Genomic DNA, 16,448 nt, shown 5'->3' with positions numbered 1-16,448 from the left:
TTCGGGTTCCGGAGCCTCACGGTCGAGCCTATAGCACGTGCTTTCGAATTACGGTCGGCCTCGCCGTCTTCCACACGAACGAGTGGCCCCGTAGCTTTGGATCATGACCACGCCTGCGCACGACGCCGAACTCGTACGGACCGCGACCGGTCGCCTGCTCAGCGCCACCGTCAAACTGGAGAGCGCCGAGGTGGCCGAGCCCTCCCAGCTCCCCGGCTGGAGCCGGGCGCATGTGCTCACCCACCTCGCCCGCAACGCCGACGCCCTCGTCAACGTGCTCGCGGGCAAACCCATGTACGCCAGTGCCGAGGCGCGCGAGGCGGACATCGAGGAGGGCGCCCGCCGCTCCCTCGACGAACTGGTCGACGACGTGCGTGTCAGCTCCTCCCGGCTGGAGAGCGCCTTCGCCTCGCTCGGCGACGAGGACTGGAACCGTACCGTCACCTTGCGCAACGGTGTGACGGATCTCGCCTCCGCGCTCCCCTTCCGCCGCTGGATCGAGATCGAGCTGCACCACGTCGATCTCGGTATCGGCTACACGCTCGAAGACCTGCCCGGCACCTTCGTGGACCGGGAGCTGACGAACATGGCCCGGCGCTTTTCCGGCCACCCGGACATCCCCGTGGCCCTGGAGCTGCGCGCCGAGGACGGCCGCACCTGGCGCACCGGCGCCGAGCAGGCCGGTCCGGAGGGCCCGCTGGTGGTGGCCGGCAGTTCCGTCGCCCTGGTCGGCTGGCTGACCGGCCGCACAGGCGGCAGCGGACTGTCGGCGAGGGGATCCCTGCCCGCGTTGCCCGCACTCTAGGGTGAGCCCATGCCATACAGCGGAAACGTGACGGTCGGCGGCCCCGCGGACGTGCACGAACTGCGCGACCTGATGATCTCCAAGGTCGCCGTCGGCCCCATGGACAACAACGCGTACCTGCTGCGCTGCCGGGCCACCGGCGAGCAGCTGCTGATCGACGCGGCGAACGACGCCGGGACCCTGCTGGAGCTCATCGGTGACGACGGCATCGCCTCCGTCGTCACCACCCACCGGCACGGCGACCACTGGCAGGCGCTCGCGGAGGTGGTGGAGGCCACCGGAGCCCGCACCCACGCCGGACGGTACGACGCCGAGGGCATCCCGGTGCCCACCGACGTGCTGGTCGAGGACGGCGACACCCTGCGCGTCGGCGAGGTCGAGCTGACCGCCCGGCACCTGACCGGGCACACCCCGGGCTCCATCGCGCTGGTCTACGACGACCCGCACGGCCACCCGCACCTGTTCACCGGGGACTGCCTCTTCCCCGGCGGCGTGGGCAACACCTTCGGCAGTGCGGAGAACTTCGTGACTCTCATCGACGACGTCGAGACGAAGCTGTTCGGACAACTCCCCGACGAGACCTGGGTGTACCCCGGCCACGGCGCCGACACCACGCTCGGGGCGGAGCGCCCGCATCTGTCGGAGTGGCGCGAGCGCGGCTGGTAGCCGACCGCGCACGCGCCCCCGGGCGCGCGGCCCCGGGCCGCGCGCCCGATGATCGCTGTCACCCCTCCCCAGTAGGGTGTGACGTATGGCAGACCCCTCCACCTACCGTCCGAAACCGGGAGAGATCCCCGACTCGCCCGGGGTCTACCGCTTCCGCGACGAACACCGCAGGGTGATCTACGTCGGCAAGGCCAAGAGCCTCCGCCAGCGGCTCAACAACTACTTCCAGGACTTGGCCGGCCTGCACCCGCGCACCCGCACGATGGTGACCACCGCCGCCTCCGTCGAGTGGACCGTCGTGGGCACCGAGGTGGAGGCGCTCCAGCTCGAATACACCTGGATCCAGGAGTACGCGCCCCGCTTCAACGTCAAGTACCGCGACGACAAGAGCTATCCGTCCCTCGCGGTGACAATGAACGAGGAGTTCCCCCGCGTCCAGGTGATGCGCGGCCCCAAGAAGAAGGGCGTGCGCTACTTCGGCCCGTACGGACAGGCCTGGGCCATCCGCGAGACGGTGGACCTGATGCTGCGGGTCTTCCCCGTGCGCACCTGCTCCGCGGGCGTCTTCAAGCGCTCCGCGCAGATCGGCCGCCCCTGTCTGCTCGGCTACATCGGCAAGTGCTCGGCCCCCTGCGTGGGCCGGATCTCCCCCGAGGACCACCGCCGACTGGCCGAGGAGTTCTGCGACTTCATGGCCGGGCACACCGGCTCGCACCTGCGCCGCCTGGAGCGCGAGATGCAGCAGGCCGCCGAGGAGCTGGAGTACGAGCGGGCCGCCCGGCTGCGGGACGACATCGACGCGCTCAAGCGCGCCATGGAGAAGAACGCGGTGGTGCTCGCCGACGCCACCGACGCCGACCTGATCGCGGTGGCCGAGGACGAGCTGGAGGCGGCCGTCCAGATCTTCCACGTCCGCGGCGGCCGGGTGCGCGGACAGCGCGGCTGGGTCACCGACAAGGTGGAGGCCGTCGGCACACCGGAGCTGGTCGAGCACGCGCTGCAACAGCTCTACGGCGCCGAGGAGGGCGACGCGGCCACCGGCGGCGGCAGCGGCGGGGTGCCCAAGGAAGTGCTCGTCCCGGCCCTGCCCGAGCCGTCCGAGCCGATAGCCCAGTGGCTGTCCGAGCGCCGCGGCGCCCAGGTGAGCCTGCGCATCCCGCAGCGCGGCGACAAGCGCGCCCTGATGGAGACGGTCAGGCGGAACGCCGAGCACGCCCTGGTGCTGCACAAGACCAAGCGCGCCTCCGACCTGACGACCCGCTCCCGCGCCCTGGAGGAGATCGCCGAGGCCCTGGACCTGGACTCCGCGCCGCTGCGCATCGAGTGCTTCGACATCTCCCACCTCCAGGGCGACGACGTGGTGGCCTCCATGGTCGTCTTCGAGGACGGGCTGGCCCGCAAGAGCGAGTACCGCCGCTTCCAGATCAAGTCCTTCGCAGGCCAGGACGACGTCCGTGCCATGCACGAGGTCATCAGCCGCCGCTTCCGCCGCTACCTGGTGGACAAGCAGCGCACCGGCGAGTGGCCGGAGGAGGAGCTGGGCGGCGAGCTGGAGGCGGGACCGGCGGGCCCGAGCCCGGCCCCGCGCCCGGCCGGGGACGGGGGGAGCGCGGCCGACGGGGCCGGCGCGCAGCCCGCACAGGGCGCCGTCCGGGACGAGGAGGGGCGCCCCAAGAAGTTCGCCTACCCGCCGCAGCTGGTGGTCGTGGACGGCGGTCAGCCGCAGGTGGCGGCGGCGCAGGCCGCACTGGAGGAGCTGGGCATCGACGACGTGGCGGTGTGCGGGCTGGCCAAACGCCTGGAAGAGGTGTGGCTGCCCGGCGAGAGCGACCCGGTGGTGCTGCCCCGCTCCAGCGAGGGCCTCTACATGCTCCAGCGCGTCCGTGACGAGGCCCACCGCTTCGCCATCCGCTACCAGCGCGGCAAGCGCGGCAAACGGCTGCGCAGCAGCCCCCTGGACGACGTACAGGGCCTGGGGGAGACCCGCAAGAAGGCGCTGCTCAAGCACTTCGGGTCCATGAAGAAGCTGCGGGCCGCCTCGATCGAGGAGGTCTCCCAGGTGCCGGGCATCGGCCGCAAGACCGCCGAGACGGTCGTCGCCGCCCTGGCCGGGGCCACGCCCTCCGGCCCGGCGGTGAATACGGCGACGGGTGAGATCGTTGAAGAAGAGTGACCGAACGGCACGAAGACCGACATACGTGTGCAGGGCCTCGGCCCGCGCACGAGCGCAGGGCGAAGACCGGAACACCGGGGGATGACAGGATGAGCGCGGAACGCGAGCAGCAGCGCGGAGACGGAGCAGTGGTGAGTACGCTCAAGCCGGCCCAGCCGGAGGAGGCGGCGAACACGACGATTCCGGAGCTGGTGATCATCTCCGGGATGTCGGGCGCGGGACGCAGCACCGCGGCGAAGTGCCTGGAGGACCTGGGCTGGTTCGTCGTGGACAACCTGCCGCCCGAGCTGATCCCCACCATGGTCGAGCTCGGCGCCCGCTCGCAGGGGAACGTCGCCCGGATCGCGGTCGTCGTGGACGTACGCGGCCGTAACTTCTTCGACAACCTCAAGGGCGCCCTCGCCGACCTCGCGGCCTACAACGTCGCCCGCCGCATCGTGTTCCTGGAGGCGTCCGACGAGGCGCTGGTGCGCCGTTTCGAATCCGTGCGCCGCCCGCACCCCCTCCAGGGCGACGGCCGCATCGTGGACGGCATCGCCGCCGAACGCGATCTGCTGCGCGAGCTGCGCGGCGACGCCGACCTGGTCATCGACACCTCCAGCCTCAACGTGCACGAGCTGCGGGCCAAGCTCGACGCCCAGTTCGCCGGTGACGAGGAGCCCGAACTGCGGGCCACCGTCATGTCGTTCGGCTACAAGTACGGCCTGCCCGTGGACGCCGACCTGGTGGTCGACTGCCGCTTCCTGCCCAACCCGCACTGGGTGCCCGAGCTGCGCCCCTACACCGGGACCAGCGAGGAGGTCTCCAACTACGTCTTCAACCAGCCCGGTGCCAAGGAGTTCCTGGACCGCTACACGGAGTTGCTGCAGCTGATCGCCGCCGGCTACCGCCGGGAGGGCAAGCGCTATGTGACCGTCGCCGTCGGCTGCACCGGCGGCAAGCACCGCAGCGTCGCCATGTCGGAGAAGCTGGCCCGCCGGCTGTCCGACGGCGGGGTGGAGACGGTGATCGTCCACCGTGACATGGGACGTGAGTGACGCCCATGGCCCGTAGGAGCCTGCGGCATCTGGCCGGACCGCGCGGCGCACTGCGCGGTCTCACCTCCAAGCAGCCCAAGGTGGTGGCGCTCGGCGGTGGCATGGGGCTGTCGGCCTCGCTGACGGCGCTGCGCCGCATCACCGGGGACCTCACCGCCGTGGTGACCGTCGCCGACGACGGCGGCTCCAGCGGGCGGCTCCGCGACGAGCTGGGGGTGCTGCCCCCGGGCGACCTGCGCAAGGCGCTGGCCGCGCTGTGCGGGGACGACGAGTGGGGCCGCACCTGGGCCGAGGTCATCCAGCACCGGTTCGAGAGCCAGGGCGATCTGCACGAACACGCGGTCGGCAATCTGCTGATCGTCGCCCTGTGGGAACAGCTCGGCGATCATGTGCAGGCGCTCGATCTGGTCGGCAAGCTGCTGGGCGCGCACGGCCGGGTGCTGCCGATGTCGGCCGTGCCGCTGGAACTGCGGGCCCGGGTGCGCGGCCACGACCCGGCGCGCCCGGACGAGATCTCCACGGTCCGTGGTCAGGCGACGGTCGCACTCACCCCCGGTGAGGTGCAGGAGGTCCATCTGGTCCCCACCGACCCGCCCGCCGTCCCGGAGGCGGTGCGCGCGGTGCTGGACGCCGACTGGGTGGTGCTGGGGCCGGGCTCCTGGTTCTCCTCCGTCATCCCGCATCTGCTGGTCCCCGAGCTGCTCCAGGCCCTCACCGAGACCAAGGCCCGCAAGGTGCTCTCCCTCAATCTGGCTCCGCAGCCGGGTGAGACGGACGGTTTTTCCCCGCAGCGTCATTTGGAGGTTTTGGCCCGACACGCCCCTAAACTCACCTTCGACGTGGTGCTGGCCGACCAGGATGCCGTGCCCGACCAGGACTCCCTGAGCGAGGCCGCCGAGCAGCTCGGCGGGAAGGTCGAGCTGGCGCCCGTGGCGGCATCCGGGGGCGCCGGCGGGACGGAGTCCCGGGGCGCCGCCCCGCGGCACGACCGGCACGATCCGGAACTGCTGGCCGCCGCGTACGACCGTATTTTTCGGATGCATGGAAGGATCGGCCCATGGCGATGACGCCTGCGGTGAAGGACGAGATCTCCCGGCTTCCCGTCACCCGCACCTGCTGCCGGAAGTCAGAGGTCTCGTCGATCCTGCGCTTCGCGGGTGGGCTGCACCTGGTGAGCGGGCGGATCGTGATCGAGGCGGAGCTGGACACGGGCATCGCCGCCCGGCGGCTGCGCAAGGACATCCTGGAGATCTTCGGCCACTCCTCCGATCTGGTGGTGATGGCGCCCAGCGGACTGCGGCGCAACAGCCGGTACGTCGTCCGGGTGGTCGCCGGCGGTGACCAGCTCGCCCGGCAGACGGGCCTGGTCGACGGCCGTGGCCGTCCCATCCGGGGGCTGCCCCCGCAGGTGGTCTCGGGGGCCACCTGCGACGCCGAGGCCGCGTGGCGGGGTGCCTTCCTCGCCCACGGCTCGCTCACCGAGCCCGGCCGCAGCTCCTCGCTGGAGGTCACCTGCCCCGGACCGGAGGCCGCGCTCGCCCTCGTGGGGGCGGCGCGCCGGCTCCAGATCGCCGCCAAGGCGCGTGAGGTGCGGGGCGTGGACCGCGTCGTCGTCCGGGACGGGGATGCCATCGGCGCCCTGCTGACCCGGCTGGGGGCGCACGAGTCGGTGCTGGCCTGGGAGGAGCGGCGGATGCGCCGCGAGGTGCGGGCCACCGCCAACCGGCTCGCCAACTTCGACGACGCGAACCTGCGCCGCTCGGCGCGGGCCGCCGTCGCGGCCGGGGCCCGGGTGCAGCGCGCCCTGGAGATCCTCGGGGACGAGGTGCCCGAGCACCTGGCCGCCGCCGGGCGGCTGCGGATGGAGCACAAGCAGGCGTCGCTGGAGGAGCTGGGGGCACTCGCCGATCCGCCGCTCACCAAGGACGCGGTGGCGGGCCGGATCCGGCGGCTGCTGGCAATGGCGGACAAGCGTGCGCAGGATCTCGGAATTCCGGGTACCGAGTCCAATCTGACCGAGGAAATGGTCGGCTGATGAGCGGCGGGAATGCTCGTCCGACGAGCAGGGGAACGCTCATTTGATGAGCGGGGAAATGCTCGGTCGGCGAGTGCGGAATTACTCGTCCGACGAGCAGTAAAACGCTCGCCTGAGCGGTGAGTTCGGGCGGCTGCCACGCCCGCCCGGCCGATGTGGGCCCCACCTCGATGGAGAGGTAGGGTCGGACTCGGTCGGGGACATCCCAAACAGCACTCGCCGGTGTCCTTACCGGCGTACCTAGCGAGGAGATCGGTTCGTGACGATCCGCGTAGGCATCAACGGCTTTGGCCGTATCGGTCGTAACTACTTCCGCGCGCTGCTGAACCAGGGTGCGGACATCGAGATCGTCGGTGTCAACGACCTGACCGACAACGCCACCCTTGTGCACCTGCTGAAATACGACAGCGTCCTGGGGCGCCTCCCGTACGAGGTGAGCCACACCGAGGACACCATCACCGTCGGCAAGCAGACCTTCAAGACGATGGCGGAGAAGGACCCGGCCAAGCTCCCGTGGGGTGACCTGGGCGCCGACATCGTCGTCGAGTCCACCGGCATCTTCACCAAGCGCCAGGACGCGGCCAAGCACCTGGAGGCCGGCGCGAAGAAGGTCCTCATCTCGGCTCCGGCCAAGGAGGAGGACATCACGGTGGTGATGGGCGTCAACCAGGACAAGTACGACGCCGCCAACCACAACGTGATCTCCAACGCCTCCTGCACCACCAACTGTGTGGCGCCGATGGCGAAGATCATGGACGAGACCTTCGGCATCGAGCGCGGTCTGATGACCACCGTGCACGCCTACACCAACGACCAGCGCATCCTGGACTTCCCGCACAAGGACCTGCGCCGCGCCCGGGCCGCCGCCGAGAACATCATCCCGACCACCACCGGTGCCGCCAAGGCCACCGCGCTGGTCCTCCCGCAGCTCAAGGGCCGGCTGGACGGCATCGCCATGCGCGTCCCGGTCCCCACCGGCTCGGTCACCGACCTGGTGCTGGAGCTCAAGCGCGAGACCACCAAGGACGAGGTCAACGCCGCCTTCAAGAAGGCCGCCGAGGGCCAGCTGAAGGGCATCGTCGAGTACACCGAGGACGCGATCGTCTCCTCGGACATCGTCAACCAGCCCCCGTCCTGCACCTTCGACGCCTCCCTCACGATGGTCGACGGCAACCAGGCCAAGATCATCGGCTGGTACGACAACGAGTGGGGCTACTCGAACCGTCTCGTGGACCTGACCAGCTACGTCGGCTCCCAGCTCTGAGACCGGGCGGCCCGCAGATGTGACGACAGGGCCCGTGCACCCCGCACGGGCCCTGTCCCGTGCACTGTCCATCCGGGTGTCCGGGCGGGACACGCCCCCGGACCCCTTCACAGGAGCCATCCATGAAGACGATCGACGAACTCGTCACCGAGGGCGTCTTTGGCAAGCGGGTCTTCGTCCGCGCGGACCTCAACGTCCCGCTCGACGGCGACACCATCACCGACGACGGCCGCATCCGCGCCGCCGTCCCCACGATCGAGAAGCTCGCCGGCGCCGGCGCGCGCGTGGTCGTGGCCTCCCACCTGGGCCGCCCCAAGGGTGCCCCGGACCCGCAGTTCTCGCTCGCACCGGTCGCCAGGCGGCTCGGTGAACTCCTCGGCACCCAGGTCGCGTTCGCGGCCGACACGGTGGGGGACAGCGCGAAGGCCACCGTCGGCGGGCTCGCCGACGGCGAGGTCACGCTGCTGGAGAACCTCCGCTTCAACGCCGGTGAGACCAGCAAGGACGACGGCGAGCGCGGCGCCTTCGCCGACCAGCTCGCCGCCCTCGCCGACGCCTACGTGGGCGACGGCTTCGGCGCGGTGCACCGCAAGCACGCCTCGGTCTACGACCTGCCGGCCCGGCTGCCGCACGCCGCCGGCTATCTGATCGCCACCGAGGTCGGCGTCCTCAAGAAGCTCACCGAGGACGTCAAGCGGCCCTACGCCGTCGTGCTCGGCGGCGCCAAGGTGTCGGACAAGCTGGGTGTCATCGACCATCTGCTGGGCAAGGCCGACCGGCTGCTGATCGGCGGCGGCATGGCCTACACCTTCCTCGCGGCCCAGGGCCACGAGGTGGGCAAGTCGCTCCTCCAGGAGGACCAGATCCCGGCCGTCAAGGGCTACATGGAGCGCGCCGAGCAGCTCGGTGTCGAGTTCGTGCTGCCGATCGACGTGGTCGCCGCGGCGGACTTCCCCGACCTGAAGACCAAGGCGCCGGCGAACCCGACGGTGGTGGCCGCGGACGCGATCCCGGCCGATCTGGAGGGCCTGGACATCGGGCCCGAGAGCCGTAAGCTCTACGCCGCGAAGCTCGCCGACGCCGCCACGGTCTTCTGGAACGGTCCGATGGGTGTCTTCGAGCACCCGGACTTCGCCGAGGGGACCAAGGCCGTCGCCCAGGGCCTGCTCGACAGCCCGGCCTTCACCGTCGTCGGCGGCGGTGACAGCGCGGCGGCGGTCCGGCAGCTCGGCTTCGACGAGAACGCGTTCGGACACATCTCGACCGGCGGCGGCGCCAGCCTCGAATACCTCGAGGGCAAGACGCTGCCTGGCCTGGCCGCACTGGAGGACTGAGCCCCACATGGCTACCCGTACCCCGCTGATGGCGGGCAACTGGAAGATGAACCTCAACCATCTCGAGGCCATCGCACACGTCCAGAAGCTCGCCTTCGCGCTCACGGACAAGGACTACGAGGCCGTGGAGGTCGCGGTCCTGCCGCCGTTCACCGATCTGCGTTCCGTGCAGACGCTGATCGACGGCGACAAGCTGCGGATCAAGTACGGCGCCCAGGACGTGTCCGCGCACGACTCCGGCGCCTACACCGGGGAGATCTCCGGTGCGATGCTGGCGAAGCTCAGCTGCACCTACGTCACCATCGGTCACTCCGAGCGCCGCCAGTACCACGGCGAGGACGAGGCCGTCGTCAACGCCAAGGTGAAGGCGGCCCTCAAGCACGGGCTGACCCCGATCGTGTGCGTCGGCGAGGAGCTGTCCGTCCGCGAGGCCGGCAACCACGTGAGCCACACCCTCGCCCAGGTGGACGGCGGTCTGGCGGACGTGCCGGCCGAGTCCGTCGCCGGGCTGGTCATCGCCTACGAGCCGGTCTGGGCCATCGGCACCGGCAAGGTCTGCGGCGAGGAGGACGCGCAGGAGGTCTGCGGCGCGATCCGGCAGCGGATCGGCGAGCTGTACGACGAGGAGACGGCCCAGTCCGTCCGCATCCAGTACGGCGGCTCCGTCAAGGCCGGCAACGTCGCCAAGATCATGGCGCAGCCGGACATCGACGGCGCCCTGGTCGGCGGGGCCTCGCTCGACGCGGAGGAGTTCGTCAAGATCGTCCGCTTCCGCGACCAGTGAGCCGACGACGTGTGACGAGGGCCTGTCCCGCGTCGTAGGCTTACGGGGCCGGGGCGCGCCCCCGGCCCCGTAAACATTCGGTGACCGTGCGTGTCACTGGCAAACCGTAAGTGTCCAGCCACGATCCGAGAGAGTTGGTCCAGCCGTGGTCATGGGGTTCTCTATCGCCCTCATCGTCTTCAGCGCACTGCTGATGCTGCTGGTGCTGATGCACAAGGGCAAGGGTGGCGGCCTCTCCGACATGTTCGGCGGCGGCATGCAGTCCTCCGTCGGCGGCTCCTCGGTCGCCGAGCGCAACCTCGACCGGATCACGGTCGTCGTGGGCATCGTGTGGTTCGCCTGCATCGTCGTGCTCGGTCTGCTGATGAAGTTCGGCGACTGAGCGCCGCCCCCTTCCGTCAACTGACGGACCACAGCCGCACATTCGTCCGCCCGACGCCTGCACGAGAGCTGACAGGGCGTCGTGTCGCCTGCCTATCATGAGGGCTCGCGTCCGGTACCGACGCAGTAACTCCGGTCACCGGGCGCGCGTTGGGCCCTACGTACACTAGGGCGCCCGCAGCGGAGCGCGCATGTGCCGATGCTCCGTAGCACCGTGAGGCAGGGAGTTACGACCGTGGCAAGTGGCAACGCGATCCGGGGCAGCCGGGTCGGAGCGGGGCCGATGGGCGAGGCCGAGCGAGGCGAGTCCGCGCCCCGCCTCCGCATCTCCTTCTGGTGCTCCAACGGGCACGAGACCCAGCCGAGCTTCGCCAGCGACGCGCAGATCCCCGACACCTGGGACTGTCCGCGCTGCGGCTTCCCGGCGGGCAAGGACCGGGACAACCCGCCGGACCCGCCGCGGATGGAACCGTACAAGACGCATCTGGCCTACGTACGCGAGAGGCGTAGCGACGCCGACGGCGAGGCCATCCTCGCCGAGGCGCTCGCCAAACTGCGCGGCGAGATCTGATCCCCCTCTCGTACCACCGCCGCCCCGGGGCACCGAACGACGGACGGCTCGGCCGGGTGGCGCCCCTGCGCTGCGCGGCCGGGGTGTCCATCGTCTAGGTTGGAGACGGCGGGGATCAATACGAGAGGAATGGGCTGATTTCGCTGATGAACGCTGAAGGCCGCACCCGGCTCGACCAGATGCCCGAATGGCAGGCGCTCGCCGAGCACCGCGAGGAATTCGGCCGGACCCATCTGCGGCGGCTGTTCGCCGACGACCCCGAGCGTGCCGAGCGCTACACCCTGCAGGTCGGTGACCTGAGCATCGACTACTCCAAGAACCTCGTCACCGACGAGACGCTGCGTCTGCTGCGGCAGCTCGCGGAGGCGGCCGGGGTGGCCCGGCTGCGGGACGCGATGTTCGACGGCGAGAAGATCAACGTCACCGAGGACCGGGCCGTCCTCCACACGGCGCTGCGCACCCCCGAGTCGGCCACCGTGCGGGTGGACGGCGAGAACGTGATGCCCAAGGTGCACCAAGTCCTCATCCGCATGGGTACGTTCGCCACCAAGGTGCGCGAGGGGCACTGGGTCGGTCACACCGGCAAGCGCATCAAGAACGTCGTCAACATCGGGATCGGCGGCTCGGACCTGGGCCCCAAGATGGCCTACGAGGCGCTGCGCACCTACGCCCGCCGCGACATGGTCTTCCGCTTCGTCTCCAACGTGGACGGCTCCGATCTGCACGAGTCGGTGCGCGACCTCGACCCGGCCGAGACCCTGTTCATCGTCGCCTCCAAGACCTTCACCACGATCGAGACGATCACCAACGCCAAGGCCGCCCGCGCCTGGCTGCTGGGCGCCTTCGACGGGGACACCTCCGCGGTGGCCAAGCACTTCGTCGCCGTCTCCACCAACGCGGAGAAGGTCGCCGAGTTCGGCATCAACACCGACAACATGTTCGAGTTCTGGGACTGGGTCGGCGGGCGCTACTCGTACGACTCGGCCATCGGACTGTCCCTCATGGTGGCCATCGGCCCCGAGTGCTTCGGCGACATGCTCGCGGGCTTCCACCTCATGGACGAGCACTTCCGCACCGCGCCGTTCGAGTCGAACGCGCCGCTGCTGCTGGGGATGCTGGGCATCTGGTACGGCAACTTCCACGACGCGCAGTCGCACGCCGTGCTGCCCTACAGCCACTACCTGTCCCAGTTCACCGCCTACCTCCAGCAGCTCGACATGGAGTCCAACGGCAAGTCCACCACCCGCGGTGGCCAGGCCGTCGGCTGGCAGACGGGACCGGTGGTCTGGGGCACTCCCGGCACCAACGGGCAGCACGCCTACTACCAGCTGCTGCACCAGGGCACCAAGATGATCCCCGCCGATCTGATCGGCTTCGCCGAGCCCCTCGCGGAACTCGGCGAACTGCGCGACCAGCACGACCTGCTGATGGCCAATCTGTTCGCCCAGGGGCAGGCCCTCGCCTTCGGGAAGACCGCCGAGGAGGTCCGCGCCGAGGGTGTGCCCGAGGCCCAGGTGCCGCACCGCACCTTCCCCGGCAACCGCCCCACCACCACCATCCTGGCCTCTTCCCTCACCCCGTCGGTCCTCGGCCAGCTCGTCGCCCTCTACGAGCACAAGGTGTTCGTCCAGGGCGCCGTCTGGGACATCGACTCCTTCGACCAGTGGGGTGTAGAGCTGGGCAAGATCCTGGCCAAGCGGCTGGAGCCGGCGCTCACGGAGGGTGCCGAGGTGGCGGGTCTCGACGCCTCGACGGCTGCGCTGGTCGGGCGCTACCGCTCGCTGCGGGGCCGTACGGCGTGACGGCGCCGGGCGCGTCCGCGTGACCGTGGGGCGGGCTGCCACCCCACGCCATGAGGAAGGGGCAGGGTCCGCGGACCCTGCCCCTTCCTCATGCCCTTTTGGGCCCGTCACGCCCTCACGGGCGGTCGGCCGGCGGGCTACTCCTGCTCCGGCAGCCGGGAGGCCGCCGCCGCGTCGAGGAGCCACAGTGTGCGGGAGCGCCCGTACACGGCGGCGGCCGGTGCCTGGAGCTCGCCCGGCCCCGAGAGGGCCATGGCGACGGCCTCGGCCTTGTCGTCACCGGCGGCCAGCAGCCACACCTCCTGCGCCGCCCGGATGGCGGGCAGCGTCAGCGACAGCCGGGTCGGCGGCGGCTTGGGGGCGCCGTGCACCCCCACCACCGTCCGCTCCGTCTCCCGCAGCGCCGGGTGCTCGGGGAAGAGCGAGGCCACATGGGTGTCGGGCCCCACGCCGAGCAGCAGCACGTCGAAGGCCGGCACCTTCGCGGGGGCGCCGGGCCCGGCCGCGGCGGCCAGTTCCGTGGCGTACGCCTCCGCCGCGGCTTCCGCGTCACCGGCGTACCGGCCGTCGGAGGGCGGCATCACATGGATGTGCGCGGGCTCCAGCGGAACGGCGTCCAGCAGGGCCTCGCGGGCCTGGGTGTGGTTGCGCTCCGGGTCCCCGTCGGGGAGGAACCGCTCGTCGCCCCACCACAGCTCCAGCCGCGACCAGTCGATCCGGTCCCGCTCGGCGGAGGAGGCCAGCGCGGCCAGCAGCGCGTTGCCGTTGCGGCCACCGGTCAGTACGACCGAGGCGGTGCCGCGTGCGGCCTGCGCCTCGGTGATCCGGGAGACGAGCCTGGCCGCCGTCTGCCGGGCGAGCGCGTCCTTGTCCGGGTGGACCAGCACCTCGCGGGCCGCCGTGCTCACTTGGCCGCCTTCTTCGACGAGCGGGCCTTGGCGGTCTTCTTGGCCGCTCCCGGCTTCGCGCCGGCGTCCTTGCCGCCGTCCGCCCCGGTGTCCTCGCCGGCCGCTGGTCCGGCGTCCGTGCCGGTCTGCCCGCCGGCCTCCTGCCCGCCGTCCGGGATGCCCGACGCCTCTGCGGGAGCCGGAGCCGGGGCCGCCGGTGTCGGGTGTGCCGGGTCCGGGCCGGAGATCTTGTTGACGCCGAACCGCACCGCCTCGGCGTACGCCTCGTCCGGGTCCAGCCGGCGCAGCTCCTCCGCCAGCAGTTCGGCGGTGGTACGCCGCTGGAGGGCGACGTGGCGGTCGGGCTGGCCCGGGACGGCCAGCTCGGCGAGGGCGCCGTCCGCGCGGTCCAGGCAGATCTGGCCGTCGGCGGTCTCCAGCCGGACGGCGGTGATGCCCGGACCGTCGGAGATCCGGCGCTCCACCGGGACCCGCAGCCGTTCGGCGAGCCAGAGGGAGAGCAGTTCGCTGGAGGGGTTGTACTCCTCGCCCTCGACCACCGCGGAGGTGATCGCCGTCTGCTTCTGGTCCAGCGAGGCGGCCAGCATGCTGCGCCAGGGGGTGATCCGGGTCCAGGACAGGTCGGTGTCGCCGGGCGCGTAGGTGGAGGCCCGCAGGCTCAGCGCACCGACCGGGTCCTCGGTGGCCGCCGCGTCGGTGATGCGCCGCTGCGCCAGCTTGCCCAGGGCGTCCTCGGCCGGGTTCTCCGGCGCGTCCTCGGGCCACCACACCACCACGGGGGCGTCCGGCAGCAGCAGCGGCAGGACGACGCTGTGGGAGTGCAGGGCGAGTTCGCCGTGCAGCCGCAGGATGACCGTCTCGCCGGAGCCGGCCTCGCCCACGCCGGAGCCGACGCGGACCTCCGCGTCGAGCCGGTGCTGTGCCCGGTCGCGGGGGGAGCGGCCGGGGCGCCGGACGACGACGAGGATCCTGGAGGGGTGTTCCTTGGAGGCTCCGCTGGCGGCCTTGAGGGCGTCGTAGTGATTGCCTTCGTCGGTGACGATGACCAGCGTCAGCACCATGCCCATGGCAGGCGAGCCGAGTGACCGGCGGGCCTTGACCAGTTCGGCGTTGATGCGGCTGGACGTGGTGTCCGTCAGGTCGATGTTCATGGCCGCCGCCAAATCCGTCCGTCGCGTGCGAGCATCTCGTCGGCCGCCTGGGGTCCCCAGGTGCCGGCGGGATACTGCTCGGGCTTGCCGTGGTTCTCCCAGTACTCCTCGACCGGGTCGAGGATCTCCCAGGAGCGTTCGACCTCCTGGTGGCGGGGGAAGAGGTTCGCGTCACCCAGCAGGACGTCGAGGATGAGGCGCTCGTACGCCTCCGGGCTGGACTCGGTGAAGGACTCGCCGTAGGCGAAGTCCATCGTCACGTCCCGGATCTCCATCTGGGTGCCGGGGACCTTCGAGCCGAACCTGATGGTGACGCCCTCGTCCGGCTGGACGCGGATGACCAGCGCGTTCTGCCCCAGCTCCTGGGTGTCGGTGGCGTCGAAGGGGGAGTGGGGAGCGCGCTGGAAGACGACCGCGATCTCGGTGACGCGGCGGCCCAGGCGCTTGCCGGTGCGCAGATAGAAGGGGACACCGGCCCAGCGCCGGTTGTCGATCTCCAGCTTGATCGCCGCGTAGGTGTCGGTCTTCGAGTTGGGGTCGATGCCCTCCTCGTCGAGGTAGCCGGGCACCTTCTCGCCGCCCTGCCAGCCGGCCGCGTACTGGCCGCGCACCGTGTACTTGCCCAGGTCCTTCGGCAGCCGTACGGCGTTGAGGACCTTGAGCTTCTCGGTCACCAGGGCCTTGGCGTCGAAGGAGGTGGGTTCCTCCATCGCGGTGAGGGCCAGGAGCTGGAGGAGGTGGTTCTGGATGACGTCACGGGCGGAGCCGATGCCGTCGTAGTAGCCGGCCCGTCCGCCGATGCCGATGTCCTCGGCCATGGTGATCTGCACGTGGTCGACGTAGCTGCGGTTCCACAGCGGTTCGAACATCGTGTTGGCGAACCGGATGGCCAGGATGTTCTGGACCGTCTCCTTGCCCAGGTAGTGGTCGATCCGGAAGACCTCGCTGGCCCGGAAGACCTCGTGGATGACGGCGTTCAGCTCCTGTGCCGACTTCAGGTCGTGCCCGAAGGGCTTCTCGATGACGGCGCGGCGCCACGAGCCGGGGGCCGCGTCCGACAGACCGTGCTTCTTGAGCTGGGAGACGACGGTGGGGAAGAACTTGGGCGGTACGGAGAGGTAGAAGGCGAAGTTGCCGCCCGTGCCGCGGGACTTGTCCAGCTCCTCGATGGTGCTCCGCAGCGTCTCGAACGCCTCGTCGTCGTGGAACTCGCCGGGGACGAAGCGCATGCCCTGGGCGAGCTGCTGCCAGACCTCCTCGCGGAACGGGGTCCGCGCGTGCTCCTTGACCGCGTCGTGCACGACCTGGGCGAAGTCCTCGTTCTCCCAGGCCCGGCGGGCGAAGCCGACCAGGGAGAAGCCCGGGGGGAGAAGACCGCGGTTGGCGAGGTCGTACACCGCGGGCATCAGCTTTTTCCGTGACAAATCGCCCGTGACGCCGAAGATGACCAGGCCCGACGGCCCCGCGATACGCGGGAGCCGCCGGTCCTGAGCGTCACGGAGCGGGTTGGCTGTGCCGCTCACGCTGCTCAATCGGG

Annotated in this window: 15 protein-coding genes; 12 read left to right on the top strand and 3 right to left on the bottom strand. The window is 70.7% G+C overall.

From position 1 onward, the window contains the following. Positions 1-103: 103 nt before the first annotated feature. The 12 genes from IO40_RS0115285 to pgi all read left to right on the top strand — a co-directional run bounded on the left by IO40_RS0115285 (position 104) and on the right by pgi (position 12,852). Complete coding sequence (locus IO40_RS0115285) at positions 104-805, top strand: maleylpyruvate isomerase family mycothiol-dependent enzyme (protein WP_016468213.1); 702 nt, start codon at positions 104-106, stop codon at positions 803-805. Between the two features lie 9 nt (positions 806-814). Continuing rightward, on the top strand, positions 815-1,471 hold the full coding sequence (locus IO40_RS0115280; protein ID WP_016468212.1) for an MBL fold metallo-hydrolase: 657 nt from the start codon (positions 815-817) through the stop codon (positions 1,469-1,471). An 85-nt stretch (positions 1,472-1,556) separates the two neighbouring features. Then, a complete protein-coding gene (uvrC, locus tag IO40_RS0115275) occupies positions 1,557-3,644 on the top strand; it encodes an excinuclease ABC subunit UvrC (RefSeq protein ID WP_016468211.1) in 2,088 nt (695 codons plus the stop codon). An 89-nt stretch (positions 3,645-3,733) separates the two neighbouring features. Beyond that, positions 3,734-4,681 (top strand): RNase adapter RapZ, encoded by a 948-nt coding sequence (rapZ, locus tag IO40_RS0115270; RefSeq protein ID WP_030408637.1) that lies wholly within the window; start codon positions 3,734-3,736, stop codon positions 4,679-4,681. Positions 4,682-4,686: 5 nt separating this feature from the next. Further along, complete coding sequence (locus IO40_RS0115265; RefSeq protein WP_016468209.1) at positions 4,687-5,748, top strand: gluconeogenesis factor YvcK family protein; 1,062 nt, start codon at positions 4,687-4,689, stop codon at positions 5,746-5,748. Continuing rightward, on the top strand, positions 5,739-6,716 hold the full coding sequence (whiA, locus tag IO40_RS0115260) for a DNA-binding protein WhiA (protein ID WP_016468208.1): 978 nt from the start codon (positions 5,739-5,741) through the stop codon (positions 6,714-6,716). Before IO40_RS0115265 ends, whiA begins: the two co-directional genes overlap by 10 nt. A gap of 259 nt (positions 6,717-6,975) precedes the next feature. Beyond that, on the top strand, positions 6,976-7,980 hold the full coding sequence (gene gap, locus IO40_RS0115255; RefSeq protein WP_016468207.1) for a type I glyceraldehyde-3-phosphate dehydrogenase: 1,005 nt from the start codon (positions 6,976-6,978) through the stop codon (positions 7,978-7,980). 122 nt (positions 7,981-8,102) lie between these two features. Next, positions 8,103-9,314, top strand: a complete 1,212-nt coding sequence (locus IO40_RS0115250) for a phosphoglycerate kinase (RefSeq protein ID WP_031175553.1) — start codon at positions 8,103-8,105, stop codon at positions 9,312-9,314. Positions 9,315-9,321: 7 nt separating this feature from the next. Next, on the top strand, positions 9,322-10,098 hold the full coding sequence (gene tpiA, locus IO40_RS0115245; RefSeq protein ID WP_016468205.1) for a triose-phosphate isomerase: 777 nt from the start codon (positions 9,322-9,324) through the stop codon (positions 10,096-10,098). A 145-nt stretch (positions 10,099-10,243) separates the two neighbouring features. Further along, positions 10,244-10,480 carry a preprotein translocase subunit SecG gene (secG, locus tag IO40_RS0115240; protein ID WP_030408639.1) on the top strand — a complete coding sequence of 79 codons (237 nt, stop codon included), beginning with the start codon at positions 10,244-10,246 and terminating at the stop codon, positions 10,478-10,480. 234 nt (positions 10,481-10,714) lie between these two features. Then, positions 10,715-11,050, top strand: a complete 336-nt coding sequence (locus IO40_RS0115235; protein ID WP_078565647.1) for an RNA polymerase-binding protein RbpA — start codon at positions 10,715-10,717, stop codon at positions 11,048-11,050. A gap of 146 nt (positions 11,051-11,196) precedes the next feature. Continuing rightward, positions 11,197-12,852, top strand: a complete 1,656-nt coding sequence (gene pgi / locus IO40_RS0115230; protein ID WP_031175552.1) for a glucose-6-phosphate isomerase — start codon at positions 11,197-11,199, stop codon at positions 12,850-12,852. 137 nt (positions 12,853-12,989) lie between these two features. Here pgi and pgl read toward each other — a convergent pair whose 3' ends face one another. The 3 genes from pgl to zwf are packed head-to-tail and all read right to left on the bottom strand — an operon-like array spanning position 12,990 to position 16,443. After that, positions 12,990-13,760 (bottom strand): 6-phosphogluconolactonase, encoded by a 771-nt coding sequence (gene pgl, locus IO40_RS0115225; protein WP_030408641.1) that lies wholly within the window; start codon positions 13,758-13,760, stop codon positions 12,990-12,992. Next, positions 13,757-14,911, bottom strand: a complete 1,155-nt coding sequence (gene opcA / locus IO40_RS0115220) for a glucose-6-phosphate dehydrogenase assembly protein OpcA (RefSeq protein ID WP_031175551.1) — start codon at positions 14,909-14,911, stop codon at positions 13,757-13,759. The genes pgl and opcA overlap by 4 nt, the downstream gene beginning before the upstream one ends. After that, positions 14,908-16,443, bottom strand: coding sequence for a glucose-6-phosphate dehydrogenase (gene zwf, locus IO40_RS0115215; protein ID WP_016468199.1), 1,536 nt, complete (start codon positions 16,441-16,443; stop codon positions 14,908-14,910). Before zwf ends, opcA begins: the two co-directional genes overlap by 4 nt. Between the last annotated feature and the right edge of the window lie 5 nt (positions 16,444-16,448).

This window comes from Streptomyces albus subsp. albus, from assembly GCF_000725885.1.
GTDB lineage: Bacteria > Actinomycetota > Actinomycetes > Streptomycetales > Streptomycetaceae > Streptomyces > Streptomyces albus.
The sequence above is the reverse complement of the archived record's forward strand: the minus strand, read 5'-3'. Positions and strand labels throughout refer to the sequence as shown.